13 protein-coding genes are annotated in these 15,635 nt (G+C 59.7%); 1 reads left to right on the top strand and 12 read right to left on the bottom strand.

The window, feature by feature from the left end; translation table 11 throughout:
* Nucleotides 1-127: 127 nt before the first annotated feature.
* The 9 genes from EVC45_RS41235 to ltrA form a co-directional block, all read right to left on the bottom strand.
* Nucleotides 128-784: a dipeptide/oligopeptide/nickel ABC transporter ATP-binding protein gene (locus tag EVC45_RS41235; RefSeq protein ID WP_248295465.1), complete on the bottom strand. Its 657-nt coding sequence runs from the start codon at nucleotides 782-784 to the stop codon at nucleotides 128-130.
* Nucleotides 781-1,788 carry an ABC transporter ATP-binding protein gene (locus EVC45_RS41230; protein ID WP_129963838.1) on the bottom strand — a complete coding sequence of 336 codons (1,008 nt, stop codon included), beginning with the start codon at nucleotides 1,786-1,788 and terminating at the stop codon, nucleotides 781-783. Before EVC45_RS41230 ends, EVC45_RS41235 begins: the two co-directional genes overlap by 4 nt.
* Nucleotides 1,785-2,669 carry an ABC transporter permease gene (locus EVC45_RS41225; RefSeq protein WP_248295464.1) on the bottom strand — a complete coding sequence of 295 codons (885 nt, stop codon included), beginning with the start codon at nucleotides 2,667-2,669 and terminating at the stop codon, nucleotides 1,785-1,787. The genes EVC45_RS41230 and EVC45_RS41225 overlap by 4 nt, the downstream gene beginning before the upstream one ends.
* Nucleotides 2,666-3,604, bottom strand: coding sequence for an ABC transporter permease (locus tag EVC45_RS41220; RefSeq protein ID WP_129963837.1), 939 nt, complete (start codon nucleotides 3,602-3,604; stop codon nucleotides 2,666-2,668). Before EVC45_RS41220 ends, EVC45_RS41225 begins: the two co-directional genes overlap by 4 nt.
* 88 nt (nucleotides 3,605-3,692) lie before the next feature.
* Complete coding sequence (locus EVC45_RS41215; RefSeq protein ID WP_129963836.1) at nucleotides 3,693-5,090, bottom strand: NAD(P)/FAD-dependent oxidoreductase; 1,398 nt, start codon at nucleotides 5,088-5,090, stop codon at nucleotides 3,693-3,695.
* A complete protein-coding gene (locus EVC45_RS41210; protein WP_211193563.1) occupies nucleotides 5,087-5,395 on the bottom strand; it encodes a (2Fe-2S)-binding protein in 309 nt (102 codons plus the stop codon). Before EVC45_RS41210 ends, EVC45_RS41215 begins: the two co-directional genes overlap by 4 nt.
* A complete protein-coding gene (locus EVC45_RS41205) occupies nucleotides 5,364-6,491 on the bottom strand; it encodes an FAD-binding oxidoreductase (RefSeq protein ID WP_168991643.1) in 1,128 nt (375 codons plus the stop codon). Before EVC45_RS41205 ends, EVC45_RS41210 begins: the two co-directional genes overlap by 32 nt.
* 106 nt (nucleotides 6,492-6,597) lie before the next feature.
* Nucleotides 6,598-8,076, bottom strand: a complete 1,479-nt coding sequence (locus EVC45_RS41200; protein ID WP_248295463.1) for an ABC transporter substrate-binding protein — start codon at nucleotides 8,074-8,076, stop codon at nucleotides 6,598-6,600.
* A 138-nt stretch (nucleotides 8,077-8,214) separates the two neighbouring features.
* Nucleotides 8,215-9,468, bottom strand: coding sequence for a group II intron reverse transcriptase/maturase (ltrA, locus tag EVC45_RS41195; protein WP_129963834.1), 1,254 nt, complete (start codon nucleotides 9,466-9,468; stop codon nucleotides 8,215-8,217).
* Between the two features lie 795 nt (nucleotides 9,469-10,263).
* Here ltrA and EVC45_RS41190 point away from each other — a divergent pair.
* Nucleotides 10,264-11,190 carry a LysR substrate-binding domain-containing protein gene (locus EVC45_RS41190; RefSeq protein WP_129963833.1) on the top strand — a complete coding sequence of 309 codons (927 nt, stop codon included), beginning with the start codon at nucleotides 10,264-10,266 and terminating at the stop codon, nucleotides 11,188-11,190.
* Between the two features lie 705 nt (nucleotides 11,191-11,895).
* On the opposite strand, the gene EVC45_RS41185 is transcribed toward EVC45_RS41190, so the two are convergent.
* From EVC45_RS41185 to EVC45_RS41175, 3 genes are all read right to left on the bottom strand, one after another.
* Nucleotides 11,896-13,119: an MFS transporter gene (locus EVC45_RS41185; protein ID WP_129963832.1), complete on the bottom strand. Its 1,224-nt coding sequence runs from the start codon at nucleotides 13,117-13,119 to the stop codon at nucleotides 11,896-11,898.
* Nucleotides 13,120-13,207: 88 nt separating this feature from the next.
* Nucleotides 13,208-14,392 (bottom strand): 3-sulfinopropanoyl-CoA desulfinase, encoded by a 1,185-nt coding sequence (gene acdA, locus EVC45_RS41180; protein WP_129963831.1) that lies wholly within the window; start codon nucleotides 14,390-14,392, stop codon nucleotides 13,208-13,210.
* Between the two features lie 8 nt (nucleotides 14,393-14,400).
* The gene (locus EVC45_RS41175; protein WP_373683121.1) at nucleotides 14,401-15,627 is read right to left on the bottom strand and encodes a CaiB/BaiF CoA transferase family protein; all 1,227 of its coding nucleotides are present in this window, start codon (nucleotides 15,625-15,627) and stop codon (nucleotides 14,401-14,403) included.
* Between the last annotated feature and the right edge of the window lie 8 nt (nucleotides 15,628-15,635).

The raw sequence follows: 15,635 nt of genomic DNA, 5'->3' as shown, positions 1-15,635 counted from the left end.
TGCGAGGCCTGGCAACCCCGCTCAGGCGCGTTGCCTGCGCAAACTGATCGGCGCATCCGGATTTCAGCTGGAAATTGCACGCGAAACACTCCTGATCATCGCTTCGGTCCTCATGACGAGGCGCTTTTCAACAGCCTGCTAGGTCGTGAGAAACGAAGACGAACGACAGTCCACGGTCTCGCTTCAGCCTTTCGAGTAGCTGCAGAATCTGAGCTTGAACTGAAACGTCAAGCGCGGATACCGGCTCGTCCGCGACGATGATTTCCGGGTCCAGCACTAGCGCACGCGCGATGCCGATGCGCTGTCGTTGACCACCGGAGAACTCGTGAGGGAAACGATCGAGCGCGGATTGAGGAAGGCCGACCTCGTCCATGGCCCGCTCGACCTTCCTTGCGATCGTTCTGCTGTCGCCGGCCCTATGTACGACCAGCGGTTCCGTGAGCGCCTGCCGAACCGTCCGACGCGGATTCAACGATGCATAAGGATCCTGGAAGACGATCTGCATGCGCCGACGCAAGGCTCGCAGTCGCGAGCCCTTTGCTTTGCGAATATCCTCTCCGTCGAAAAGCAGACTGCCATCGTTAGGCTCGATGAGCCGCAAAAGTGTCCGCGCGACAGTCGACTTCCCGCATCCCGACTCGCCTACGAGCCCAATCGACTGTCCGCGTCCGACGCTGAATGAGACGTCGTTCACGGCCCGCACGATTTGCGCCGGTCCGCCCAGCCAGCCACCACCGCTTTCAAAGCGCTTGACCAGGTGCTTCACTTCCAGAAGCATACTCATACGTTCTCCGCCAATTGTTCAACCCGCACGAAGCAGCGAACCTGGTGGCCGGCTCCGATGTCCACGAGCGACGGCCGCTCGACTTTGCAGCGCGCCTCCTTCAGCCGGCAACGTGGCGCGAACGGGCAACCGGCAGGCCTTGCCGTGATCGCGGGCACGCTGCCCGGAATCGCTTCGAGACTCAGATGATCCGCGTCGACGCGCGGCATCGCGCGCAGAAGGGCTTCTGTGTACGGATGCGTCGGTGAAGCGAACAGCGTCTGCACATCCGCGGTCTCGACGACCTCGCCTGCGTACATGACCGCGACCTTGTCGGCGATCTGCGCGACGACGCCGAGATTGTGCGTGATGAACACGACGGCCATGCCATGCGCGGTCTTGAGGTCGCTCAAGAGGCTCAGGATCTGCGCCTGGATGGTCACATCCAGCGCGGTCGTCGGTTCGTCGGCGAGCAGAACGCGAGGCTTGCATGCGAGCGCCATCGCGATCATGACCCGCTGCCGCATCCCACCGGAGAACTGATGCGGATAGTGATCGAAACGCTTGTCGGCGGCCGGAATCTTGACCTCGTTGAGGACATCCAGCGCGAGACGGCGTGCTTCCGCTTTAGAGACGTCACGGTGCTGCCGAATTGCTTCGGCGATCTGCTCGCCTACGGTCATCGTGGGATTGAGCGACGTCATCGGCTCCTGAAAGATCATCGCAATCGCATCGCCGCGCAGCTTGTTCATCTGCTTCTCGGAGAGCGATTCGAGATGCTGGCCTTCGAACAGAATCTGCCCGCCACCATGACGCGTCATGGTCTGCGGCAAGAGGCGCAGCACCGAGAGCGCCGTGACGCTCTTGCCGCTACCCGATTCACCGACGACCGCGAGCGTCTCGTTGCGCATGACCTTGAGCGAGACATCGTTGACCGCCGCGTGCCATGAACCGCCAACGCGAAACTCCGTGCGCAGATTGCGCAGTTCGAGTACCGGAATTTGAGGATTGTCTTCTGGTTTCATGACCGCTCCGAACGCATTTTCGGGTCGATTGCGTCGCGCAAGGCGTCGCCGAGCAGGTTGAGCGCGAGAACCGTAAGCAGGATCGCAACGCTGGGAAACACCGTGAGCCACCATGCATCGAGAATGTTTTCGAAGCCGTCACGGATCATGCTGCCCCAGGTGGCCGTGGGCGGCGGCACCCCCATGCCGATGAAGCTGAGCGATGCTTCGGTGCGAATGGCCGTGGCCATCCACATTGATCCGAGAACGACCACGTCGGAGATCATGTTGGGCAGAATATGAACCCACATCAGCCTGATATGCCCGAAGCCCAGCGCTCGCCCCGCCTCGACGAAGTCGCGCTGCTTCAGCGCGATCGTCGGCGCACGCGCAACTCGAATGAATGGCGCTACTTCGGTGATCGCGATTGCTATGACGAGATTCTCGAGGCTCGCACCCAGCATCGCGGCCACCATGAGACCGAGCAACAGTGCCGGGAACGAAAGCAGCACATCGACCAGGCCCGTGACAAACTGATCGACGAACCCGCCGAAATAGCCCGCGAGAATACCCAAAGCCGAACCGACGGACATTGCAATCAGAATGGCGACGAAGCTAACCAGCAACGAAATGCGCGCTCCAAAAATCAGACGAGAAAGCACGTCGCGACCGAAGCTGTCCGTCCCCAGCCAGAAGCGGGCCGACGGCGCGTCGAGCCGGAAATTGATGTGCTGCTGCAAAGGATCGTATGGCGCGATCCACGGCGCAAACACGGCTACGAAAACGATCAGCGCAAGAAGACCGATGCCGATCCAGGAAAGACGATTCTTCCTGAGCGCCTGCAATACCGGATGGGATTTGCCGGACGGCTTCACCGTCATGGATGCTGCAGCGTTGCTCATTTGTATTTCACCCGAGGATCGATCAATCCATAGACAAGGTCGGTCAGCAGATTGACGACGACCACACAGGCTGCGAAGACAACCATCAAGCCCTGAAGCAACGTGTAATCGCGGGTATTCAGGGCACTCAGAATGAGTTTGCCGAGTCCGGGCCGGTTGAAGATGATTTCTGTCAGCACCGAGTTTCCGATGAGCGTGCCGAAGTACAGTCCAACCACGGTCACAATGGGAATCAATGCGTTGTGCAATCCGTGCCGCAAGACCAGTCGCGCCGTGCCAACACCTTTCGCACGCGCGGTGCGGATGAAGTCCTCGCTCATCACGTTCAGCATCGAAGACCGCGTGACGCGCATGACATAGGCCGCCATGATGAGGCCCAGATTGAACGCCGGCAACGCGAGGTTTCGTAGCTGAACGGCGACCCCCTGGTCCATGCTCGTGATAACCGGTAGCCAACGCAGATGGACGGCGAACACGAGCAGCAGCAGAATCGCGGAAACGAATGACGGAAACGACAGGCCGACGAGCGAAAGTACGCGACCGAGATAGTCCGGCCACGCATTGCGGCGCAGCGCTGCCCAGATGCCGAGCGGCAGTCCAATCACGAGACCGATGGCCACGGATGCGAGCGATAGCTGAAGCGTCCACGGCAAGACGAGCGCGACTTCCTCCAAGACGGTTCTGCCGCTCGCCATCGACTCGCCGAAGTTTCCGGACATCATGTCGCGCATGAAGTGCAGGTATTGCACGTACATCGGCAAATCGAGGCCCATCTGCTTGCGCAGCGCAGTGAGCGCCTGCGCGCTCGCGTGGTCGCCCAGCATCGCCGCGGCAGGATCGCCTGGAACAAGTCGGACCAGTACGAATACCGCGGTCAGCATCGCCAGCAGCGTGGGGACCGCCAGCAGCAGGCGCTTGATCGCATAGCGGATCATTGGTGATGCTCCTTGAAATGCGCCGTGTTCAACGGACGTCGAAACAGGGACGCCGTCGCCGAAGATCGTGAGGTGTCGCGAAGGGTCTTCATGCGTCGCTCTCCGTTTCGAGCGAGGCGAGTTCTCCAAGGGTCACCGGCTTCAACGGCGGTCTGATTCGATAGAAGCCGACTTCGGTCACTGGACGCCCTTGCGCCGACGCGACGATGTGAGCCACCGTGTATCCGCATTGCCTGCCCTGACACGGACCCATCCCCGCCCGCGTAAACGCCTTAAGCTGGTTCGGTCCGGGCTGACCGAGCGCGGCGGCTTTGCGAATGTCGCCAGCCGTGAGTTCTTCGCAGCGACAGACGATGGTCTCGTCTTCCGGATCGAGGATGCTCGCGCGCGGTGGATACAGCGCATCGAGCATGGGCCGCAACTGGAGCAGACTGCGTAGTTGCTTTCTCAACGGTGCACCCTGAGACAGCGCGGATCTTTCGGACAGGCGGTCTGCGCGAAGTGCGACGCCGATCGCGGCCAGCTCCCCCCGGACGGCTGCCGCCTTTGCTCCTCCGATACCCGCGCCATCGCCAGCAACGAAAACTCCCTTCTGGCTCGTCTCGCCCCATTCGTCGAGCTCAGGAACGAGACACGATTGCTGTGTGCTCCACGTGTGGCGGCAGTCCAGCGCCCGCGTCATGTGGATGGAGGGCACGACGCCTTCATGGGACAGCAGCACATGGGCTCGCTCCCGGTGCGTCGAGCCGTCGCTCAGCCTGTACTCCACTTCCTGCAAGCGCCCGTCGCCAAGCGCGCGGATGTTTGCCACGCCTCGCACATGTTTGACGCCGGCTTTCCTGAGCTCGCGCATCCACTGCAAGCCTTTGCGGATGTCGTTCCAGCCCGCGAGCATGGCGCCGGCCCAAGGCAGCGCACGGCGAAATGCACCCGGCGGTGCGGTATCCAGCCACCCCGCGATTTTGCCGCCCGCCCGGATCAACTGAGCCATGTAAAGCAACGGCAAAGGCCCGGTCCCTGCGACCCAGACTGGCTCCGAAGGGATCTGGCGCGAAGTCTTGAGCAGGATCTGTCCTGCACCGACGGTGAGCACGCCAGGAAGCGTCCAACCGGGGAAAGGAGCGGGACGCTCCTGCGCGCCTAGTGCGAGCACTACCTGCTTCGCGCGCGCCATTTCCGCGCGGCCGCTGCGTGTCATGTAGACGCGCCAGCCCGGCTCGATCTGCCAGACCTGAGTCAGCGGCTCATACACCGCTCCGCTACGACGAAAGGACTCAGCCAGGCTCGCGCCCGCGAGGTATTCATCGCCCAGAATTTCGCCGACCGCCGTCGGCGCAACAGCTTCGACCGCGCGGTAAATCTGGCCACCGGGAGCCGGCTGCTCATCGACCACCAGGACCGAAAGACCGTCGCTTCGCAAGCGCACGGCCGCACTCATGCCGGCCGGCCCCGCCCCGACGACAACCACATCAAAATCGCGAATCATTGCGCCACCTTCTTTCGGCCGAGTTGTCGCTCGACACGCATACCTTCTTCCACTGTCACCATACATGTCTGCGTCGAAGCAACTCCATCGACGATGGCCAGACACTCGAAACACACACCCATCATGCAGTACGGCGCGCGCGGGGAACCATGCACTGGCGTCGTCCGACTCGCGGCCTTGCCTTCTCGAAGGAGGACCGCCGCGACTGTTTCCCCACGCTCAGCGGTGACAGCGTGGCCGTCGACATAAACCGTCAACGTGGGTGCGACGAGGTCAGGCAACTTTTTGAAGATCGAAACGGCCATGATGGAAATTATCGAAAGTGTTAGATGACGTGCCTTGAGCAAGCGCGCGCGCGTAAGCGCCTGCGTGGAAGGAAGCCAGCGTTACGCCCGAATGGCAGATTGCAATATCGGCACCCGGATGCTCCTGCGAACTCGCATAGACCGGTGCGCCGTCGGGTGTCATGATTCGCAGACAGGACCACTGCCGTACCAGGCGCGCCTTCGCCAGATCCGGAAGGATTTGCACGGCTTTGCGAGCCATCAGGACCGCCGCATCTGACGTGGTGTGAAGATCGAATCCGACTTCTTCCTGCGTCACGCCGATCATCACCGTGCCTTCGCCCGTCTGGCGAAGGCCGCTTGCGGGCAATGCAAGCAACGGCGCGAGTCTTTCGGTGACGAGCAATTGGCCGCGCTGAGGCCGGATTGGCACGTCGAGACCAACCATCGGACCCAGAGCCTTCGAGCCCAGACCGGCTGAAATAAGGACCCGCTCCGCTCGCGCCTTGTGCGCGCCGGCCGTTACCTCGAAGCCGCCGGCCGCCAGAGGTTTAATCGCGCTAACGGCCTGCCCGCTGCGCAGCGTGCCGCCGCGTCGAACGAACGCCGCCTGCATTGCGGCGAGCAGACGCAAGGGGTTGACGTGCCCGTCGAACGATCCGAGGCTCGCACCGAACACATCCTTGCCAAGAGGCGCAGCCGGAAGGAGACGTTCGAGTTCTCTCCGATCGATCATGCGCGCCGACGGAGGAACGTCCGGAAGCTGAGCGTGCCACTCGCTCATTCGCACGGCCCGGTCGGAGAACTCCTTTTCGCTCAGGCAAAAATGCAGCCCGCCTTTTTGCTCATAGACGACCGACATGCCGCTCTCGTCTTCTAGTTGCGAGGCGAAAAGCGGCCAATTCGCGGCTGCATCCAATGACAGACGCTGATATTGGGGCTGGCCTTGTCCCTTGCCATGCGCCCATACCAGGCCGAAGTTGGCCTTTGCCGCTCGATAGTCGGTGTCTTCTCCATCGAGCATCAAGACACGCCGACCTTCGCGCACCAACCCATACCCGACAGCGGCGCCGACCATGCCGGCCCCGACTATGACGAAATCGAACTCTTGAGACATAACGGACATCCTTGCAAAAACACCTGAACGCATTGCGTTCTTCGACCGCTGGCCCGCTTCCGATCGGGCGCGCACCAGCGAGACAGGGCATCGGGAAAGGCGTTGCTCAGGGCTCGCCCCGCGACACGGTCGTAAGCTCGGTCACGGGCGGTTGCAGACTCAAGGCTCCCTTGAGCTGATAACCGAGATTGACCTTCTCGCTTTGCACCCACACTTGCTTCAGACCGAACAGCGGCACGGCGCACACATCGTCATGAATCTTCCGTTGCGCCTGTTTCCAGAGGTCGATTTGTCGCTGCGCGTCGGGCTCGACGGCTGCGGCTCGAATCTCCTTGTCAGCGACGGAGCAATGCCCAAAGTTGGACATGGCGCCCGGCGCACCAATCGATGCCGCCGAATCGTAGAACTCTCCCAGCCAGATTCCCGCGGTCGGAAAGCGGGCCGCTCCATAGAACACAATCGCGCTCTGGTCCTTTCGACTTTTTGCCTGATACGTGGCGTGATCCACCACCTCCATGTCGAGCTTGATGCCCGCTTGCGCGAGCTGCGCCTGAATAATCTCCATGATCGGCTGCTGCACAGAGACGTTCGACACGACCGAGTGAAGCGTCAGTCCGTTGGGGAAACCGGCCTCCGTCAGGAGCTTTCTGGCGCGCACCGGATCGTAGGCATAGGCGCCGCTGCTGCAGTCCTCTCCGAGATAGCCATTCGGGACGACGGAACACCCCTTGTCCGCGACGTCCTTGCCGGCATAGCGAACGATTTCATCGACATTTATGGCTGCGGCAATCGCCTGACGAACTTTCAGGTTATCCAGTGGCTTGATGTTGCGATTGATGAAGATGGTCCGAAACTCCGCGGGGTCCATGATGTCCACGTTCATGCCGCGACTTCTTGCCCTTTCCACCCAGCGTTGTTCACGCTTTGCGCCCATCAGGTCGATCTCGTTCGTGGTGACGGCCAGCTCCCGCGCACTGTCCGACAGGATCATGCGATACATGATTCCGGAGAGCCTGGGCGCGCCCCTGAAATACGCATCATTGGCGACGAGTTTTACGTATTGCTGCGTCACGAGCTGCGTAAATGCGAACGGGCCTGTTCCGATCGGCGCCTGACCGAACTTCTTGCCGAGCTTCTCGGCAGCGGCTTTGCTGATGACGCTCCCGCCATGATAGTTGGCCACTAGTCCAAGAAACGCCGCGGACGGATGTTTGAGCGTGAAGCGCACCGTATAGTCGTCGAGCGCTTCGACCTTATCGATGACCGCAAAGTCCGCAGCGAAGCTCGAGTGCTTCGGATCGGCTGCGCGCCGTACCGAATAGACGACGTCGTCCGCTTTCATTTCTCCATAACCACCTTGGAACTGCACACCTTTGCGCAGGTGGAAAGTCCATACCGTCTTGTCGGCTGAAGTTTGCCAATCGGTGGCCAGATCGGGCTCGACCTCTTTCGGGTCGGCGCTGCCGGGTGCGAATCGAACCAGCCCGTTGAAGATCTCCGACACGACGCCAAGATCGCCAAAGTTGGTGGCCCGATCCGGGTCGAGCGTGGCCACGTCAGCGGAGCTTGCGCTGATCACGATCATCGGACGCGTATCGGAAGACGATGCTGCCGAGTGAGAGACCCCATACGTCCTCATAAGAAGAGGTGAGTAGACCCGGGGAGTTGCACCCCGAGTCTCTCGCAGAACCGAACGTGAGTCTCTCGACTCATTCGGCTCCCGTTATCCAACCGATCCTCCGACGACACGCCAGTGGACAAACAACCAGGGGTGGGCGGTCTTCACCTTGCGTAGCCATTCCGCACTACGTCGCTTGTGCTGCCGCAGCCGCTTGTACTTTCTCCGAGCCCACCGCATAAGCCGTAGGTCGAGGTAGCTGAAGAGGCTGCTCATCGCCGTCCGATAAAACGCCCCATAGTAGTTCCACCACCCTTGTATCGTCGCGTTGCATTGCTGCGCGAGTTCGTTCAGCGTCTCCGATGTTCGACGGTGTATTCGCCAAACTCGAACTGTCTGTCTCAGCCGCTTTAGCGCCTCATTACTCACCGCAGGCAGGAAACTGGTGAATCGCCGTTGGTGTTTGCTCAAGGCGACTCTCGGTCTGAACGTAAAACCGAGGAACGTGAACTGCACGTTCGGATAACTGCCAGTTCGATTGCTGTCCTTGCAATACACGATCTTTGACTTCTCCGGGTGCATCATCAGACCACACTCTTCCAACCGTGTTGCAATCGCTCGCATCACAGCTTGCGCCTGCGCCAGACTACGACAGTGAACCACCGCGTCGTCGGCGTAGCGCGCAAAGGGAGACTGCGGCCATGTCCTCTGCATCCAGCTATCGAACGCATAGTGCATAAACAGATTCATCAAGATGGGGCTGACCACGCCACCCTGTGGTGTACCCCGCGTCCGAGGCAAACTCGCCCCATCGGCAGTTTCGAACGGTGCAGTCAGCCACCGCTCAACGTACAACACGATCCAGCTTTCCTTGATGTGGCGTCGCACCGCTTTCAACAGCAGCGCGTGATCGATCTGATCGAATGCCGCCTTGATGTCAAACTCGACAACCCAGTCGTATTTCCAGCAACGCGTACGCGTCACGGCAATCGCCTGTTTCGCCGACCTTCCCGGCCGATACCCATACGAATCGTCATGGAATATCGGATCAAGCATCGGCTCGATCATCAGCTTGATCACGCTTTGCGCCACTCGGTCAGCTACGGTGGGAATCCCCAGCTTTCTCGTGCCGCCCTTAGCTTTCGGAATCTCAACCTGCTTCACCGGTGGCGGGAAGTACGACCCCGACGACATCCTGTTCCACAGCTTGTACAAATTTCCCGAAAGGTTCTGCTCGAACATGGCGATAGTTTCATCGTCCACGCCAGCAGCGCCGCGGTTGGCCCTTACCAACTGGTACGCTTCCCACACGACCCGCTTCGCAATGCTGTACGGTTTCGTTGATGTCATGTCACTCATCCCCGCTATGCAGGTTGGCGACGTTCGTCAACAGGATAACGCTGCCCCTTCGCTCCACCCTCATTACAAGGGCTTCAACACTACTACGAGCAGCTCCGCCCCTCACTTCGGCATCGGTATTCATCCTCATGGTGTCTGCCATTTGTCTTTTCCCTTAACATCCGAAGTAAGGTTCTCACGTTCCGTACCGAAGCCTGTGTTGAGCTCATGCCGCCTTTGCACCGGCTGCCATCGGGTCCGTAATCAGGTGTCTTCCCGACTGATCCTGGAGCTTCTTCCCGGCTCCAGTTTTGACAGCGTCTAGCAGTCTAACGATGCGTCATCGAACGGTTCGCTTACGCTCATCTTCTCAACACGTACCTGACATCCTTAAAGATGCCTTTTCCTCGATCGCTCACCACCACGTCTTTTGGGCGCAGCAGCATCGGGCAGTTTGAAGCCTGCTCCTGAAAGCCGACTTCGGGAGGCCTACTCCCATCTTCGGTACAGCACCGCAGGCTCACGCCTGCGTTCGTGACACACGCAAGAGCGACTGCTTTCACGGCAAGTTTCGAATGCTTCATTGGCTCTAACAACTCAGAAAGAAATCGGACGGCACCCGGCTCGAAGTATTCGGACGGTTCAGAGACAATATGCTAATGCCGAAAAGTGCTTGAGTTAACCGGTAAAAACCCGGTTCGATGTTTTTTTCAAATGCCACCACTCTATTTATGTAAATCATTGATTTAACACGATTTCATAGAGTCAAAAAACCGTTTATAATAGCTAAATACAATTAACCAATGTCTTTTTGCTATGGATAAGAGAATCACGCTGCGGCACCTGGAAGCGTTCCGGGCAATCATGGTGCGAAAGTCGGTTACCGGCGCGGCCGAAATGCTCGAAGTCACGCAACCGGTCGTGACGCGTCTCGTCGCCGACCTCGAAGAGCGCATCGGCCTTACGCTGTTCTCTCGCGAGAAAGGTCGCTTGGTGCCCACGGCGGAAGCGGCGCTTCTGTTCGCCGATGTGCATCAGTCCCTGGTCGGGATCGAACGCATCGCAAATGCCGCAAGCAACATCAAGACGCTCAAGCTCGGACACATCGAGATCGCCGCCGCTCCGAACATGGCGCACTCGTTTCTTCCGCGAGCGATAGCGAGATTCACGAAAGAGCATCCGGACGTGCGGATAACCATGCATATGCATAGTTCGGCGACTGTACTCGATATGGTGGCAGCCGATCGCTGTGATCTCGGCTTTGCGATGGTTCCGCTGAAAGCGACGCGACATGGAAACAGCGAGATCCTGGTTTCGGCGAAGATGGTTGGCGTTGTGCCTGTGGCTCATCGTCTGGCGAGCCGTCAGACGCTTCAGCCCGAAGATTTCGAAGGAGAAGGCTTCGTCTCTTTCTTACCGCTGATGGAAGCCCGGACCAGGCTCGATTCCATCATGCTTTCCCATGGCGTCAGTCGGCGCATCAACGTCGAAACCCAAGTTTCCTCTGTAATCATCAAACTCGTCGAGGCGGGTGCGGGACTTTCGATCATTGACCCTCTCACTGCCGCCGGCTATACCGGAGGGCAGTTAAAATTCATTCCCTTTGAACCGCACGTAATAAGCGATTACTCTATCGTCATCTCCCAACGCAATTCGTCTACGCTTATCCTGAAACCTTTCATCGATCACGCGCGTCGTGAGATCCGCGCGATGTTGCCGCGGCAACTGATCGTGAAAAGCTAAGTTTGGCGAGGGAGTGAGCTCTCGAATGCTCGCGATGCGAGAGCCCGTCCTCTGACGGCACCGCCAAGCGGATTTGCTCCTCTCGACAGCAGACTGGTCACTTTGCTCTCCAGAGCCGTCATGCAAGCCGACCCCGGAAGCTGGCAACAATAGCCTGGATGCGCGTTGCGCGTCGCGCAGCAGTCCGGGTTAGCCAACCGTACGAGTGGCCGCTCTATGTCTCAGGCGAACGGCAGAATCTGGCCGCGACCAGGCAATAACCCCCATCGGAATACATCGAGTCTCACATTCTTTGATGAAGGCAAATCGGGCCTAGGTCACGCCCGTACGCCGATTGAAACAATGAACAGATTCTGACGGGTGCATCAATATCGGACGTAAGCCATGATGGGCCGCAAGCTCAATCGTCTCTTCCCGGATACAACGAATATGCCGCGTCCCGCCGGTACGGGGTCGTATCGCAGAGACAGCGGTAGCAACGCACCGTCGCGCAGAAGGCTAGCGACGCTTGGCATCGCACGGCGACGCTCGGCTGCGTCGTCACAACTGTCCATCCGCGCGTGTAGGGTTGCGGGCTCAGGAAGGCTGCCGTCGAGCCATTCGACCTGTGCTGGCGGATGCAGACAGATGGCTGCTGCTTGAAACTCGTCCACCGGTTCAACTGCGGCTACTCAGTGTTCCATGCCGGCAAACTCGGCAGCTTCCCTATTGAGCAATTGCAGATTGCGCGTGATTCGAACTGCGGGCATTCTGCTGGCTGATTTTCCGCAATCGCAAGCCTGCAAGAGATGCAACGAGTCCTCCCGCAGCAAGCGGCATATACGCCCATCCCCACTGATGAGTCCAATCGAGCGTTGCACCGAAGGCCATCGGCGCCAGCGCCCCCGCCCCGAACCCTAGAATCGACCGCACCCCCATCACCCGCCCCAGGTAGCGAGCAGGTACTTCGTCAGTCATTGCAGCGGAAAGGACGCCAGAATCTGCGAGAATAAAGAAGCTACCGACGGCGGCCAGTGCAATCACCCAGCCGGGTCCCCAATGCCCAGACCAACCCATAAGCATGGAACAGATGCCTCCGGCTGCTCCAACGCATATGAGCACACGCGAACGTCCCCACCGATCGGACAGCGCACCGACGAATCCGGAAGCTATCATGCCCGACAGATGTACCGTGCCTCCGACGATCAGGCTCGTGGTCATTGCTCCATACCCGAACGGCTGAAGTGCCGTCGCCAGGAGGGTTGGGGTCCAGGCCCAACTGCCCAGTAGCTCCCAGCAATGTGCCACGTACCCGACAAGAAGACATATGGAAGTGGGACCAAAAATGCTCCCCCAGTGCATCGGTTCGGAAGGCGCCGCTGCTTCTCGTGAGTGTCGTCGATTCTCCACGCCGTCGAGACTGAGCTGGCCGAGCATCGCGCCGGCCGAAGCGCCTGCCGCGCAAATAGCAAATGCGGCCGCCGGACCGAAGGACTTCGCAACCCACATGGAGAGCGACACGGAAAGCAGGTAGCCCAAAGAGCCTGCAGCCAGAATCTGTCCCATGGCGCGACCCCGTGCGGCCGGAGCGCTCAGGTCTGCAACCAGGAGTAGCGCCGGGCTATAGGCACCGCCCTGCGTCAGCCCCACAAACACGATCAGTATCAGCGCGCTGTGCGGCGACCTGGCAAAGATCGCGAAGACGACCAACGCACATGCACCCGCCCATGTGCAAACCAGATACATGCGCCTGGCCCCGAGGCTGTCGGACAACCATGAGGTGATGAGTAGCGCAAGAGCGTTGGAGAGATTAAAAGCGGTCTGGATTGCCCCAGCCGTTGTTGCATCCATGTGCCACACGGATCGAAGCACTGGCAGTGCGCCTACGAATGCCATCGTACCCATGCATGTACCAGCACGACCGATGCACAAAAGGAATTGACGATTCATCTGTGACTCGCCCGGGGGCGAGCCCCCGGGGCGTATAAAAACCAAGCGGCAACCGCGAAATCAGTATTGGCTCAGGCGGGCTTGTCCTCTACCGCAGGTAGCCCTCACGTGTCTGTGGCAGCTTCATTCCGAGCAGTTTCGAAGCGACCTGCGTGCGCAGAATCTGCGCTGTGCCACCAGCGATGGTGAACATGCGGGCATCACGGACATGCCGCTCCATCGGATTGTGTCGACCGTAGCCGGACGATCCGTAGAACTGCAGGGCGTCGTTGGTTACCTTGTTGGCCGCTTCGGCCGCAAAGATCTTTGCCCGCGCGGCCTTGTCGATGTCTGGAAAGTCCGTGCCACTGGCAGCAGCCGAGCGCAGGAGCAAACGAGCAGCCTCCAGTTGGGTCGACATGTCGGCCAGCATCCACTGGAGCCCCTGAAATTCCGCAATGGGCCGGCCAAACTGATGCCGGGACTTGAGGTAGGCCATGCCTTCTTCGAAGGCGCCTTGCGCGATGCCCAGGGCGACCGTGCCCGCACCGACGCGTTGCGCGTTGTAGGCCGTCATCAGCGAGGCAAAACCGCGTCTCAGGCCGCCCGGCGGAATGACCAGCATCGACTTGTGAATCTTCAGGTCATGGAACTCGAGGTGGGTCTCCGGGATACCGCGCACCCCCATCGCGTATAGCCTCCGGCCCACCACGAGCTCTGCGGGCGCATTGTCATCGCGCACGCAGATGAATGCGCCGATACCTTGCTCCACACCATCGTCGAACACCCGGGCGAATATCAGGTGCAACTTCGAAACACCACCACCGGTGATCCAGTATTTCTCTCCATTGAGGATGTAGCAATCCCCCTTCCTGTCGGCGCGCGTGGTCATCTCGCTGGCCGCGCTGCCCGCATTTGGCTCGGAGATGCAGATTGCCGGCTTGTCTCCCGCCAGAACCAGATCCGCAGCCACTTTCAGTTGTTCCTCGGTCCCGTACCTGGCAATGGCACCAATGGCGCCCATATTGGCCTCTACCGTGATCCGCCCCATGGTGGCGCACGCCTTGGCCATCTCTTCAATGACGACCACGGTGTCGAGGTAAGAAATACCACGCCCGCCCAGGTTCTTTGGCAGCGTCATACCCATGAAACCAGCGTCGCGCAGCGCAGCAACGTTGCTCCACGGATATTGTTCAGTGAGGTCTGTGTCGGCCGCGGTGGGAGCAAATACAGATTGCGCGAGCTCCCGGGCTTGCGCTTGCAGACTCAGTTGATCAGGTGTGAGGTCGTACATGGTTTCTCCTATAGCGCATTCATGTTTCCAAGCCAGTCCATCAGTACTTCGGCAGCGTGCTCATTGAGTCGCGGAGGCGCTCGCCTGTAACTCGGTGGAGTTGCGGACATCTTCAGCGGATTTGCCAGAAGGCCAATCTCTCCGTCTGCCGCCCAATCGCACGGCATGCGCAGTTCGGCGCCACGGGCTTTGACATGTGGATCGGAAAATACGTCTTGCAGATTGTTGACGGGCCCGCACGGAACACCGGCTGCCTCGAGTTCTCGCAGCCATAGCTCACGAGGCTGCGTTCTCAGCGCGTTCTCGACGAGTTTGCAAAGAGCAGTTCGATGGCGGATTCGCATCGGGTTGGTCGCGTAACGCTCGTCGGACGCAAGTTCATCCAACCCTGCCACCTCGCAGAACCGGCGGAATTGGGCATCGTTGCCAACGGCAAGGATCATCGGCGCATCAGCCGTGGAGAACACCTGATACGGAACGATGTTCGGATGGCCATTGCCCAGGCGCGTCGGTAACTTCCTGTCGGTCAGATAGTTCGTGCCGGCGTTGACGAGCCAGGATATCTGCGTATCGAGGAGGGAAATGTCAATGTGCTGACCTTCTCCCGTTCGCTGGCGATGCTGCAGCGCCGCCAGAATTCCGACTGCGGCATACATACCTGTCATGACATCAGCGATGCCCACCCCCACCTTCATCGGCTCACCGTCCGGCACACCGGTCAGGCTCATGATCCCGCCCATACCCTGAATCAGGAAGTCGTAGCCGGGTCGGCTGGCATAGGGACCCGTGTGCCCGAACCCTGTGACCGAGCAATAGATGAGACGCGGATAGCGGTCCTTGATCTGCTCGTATGCCAGGCCGTACCTGGCAAGGCCCCCGACCTTGTAGTTTTCCACCAGAACGTCGGCCTGCGAGATCAGCTGAAGTACCAGCTCCCGGCCAGCGTCAGATGCGATGTCGATGGCAATCGACCGCTTGTTGCGATTGGCCGAGAGGTAATAGGCGCTCTCATCCGTTTCCTCGCCCGACGTCCCGCGTACATACGGCGGTCCCCATTTACGCGTATCGTCCCCCTCTTCAGGTCTTTCCACCTTGACGACATCTGCGCCAAGATCGCCAAGCAACTGGGCCGCACTCGGCCCAGCCAGAATACGCGAAAGATCGAGTGCGGCGGCTCCGGTTTTTCTGGACACAGAGTTGGGGTAAAACGTGTGATCCAAACTGGAGTAGTTGATGTTGAAGA

Source organism: Paraburkholderia sp. UYCP14C (assembly GCF_004197395.1).
Lineage (GTDB): Bacteria > Pseudomonadota > Gammaproteobacteria > Burkholderiales > Burkholderiaceae > Paraburkholderia.
Note: the sequence above shows the minus strand (reverse complement) of the source record. Positions and strands in the feature narration are given on the sequence as shown.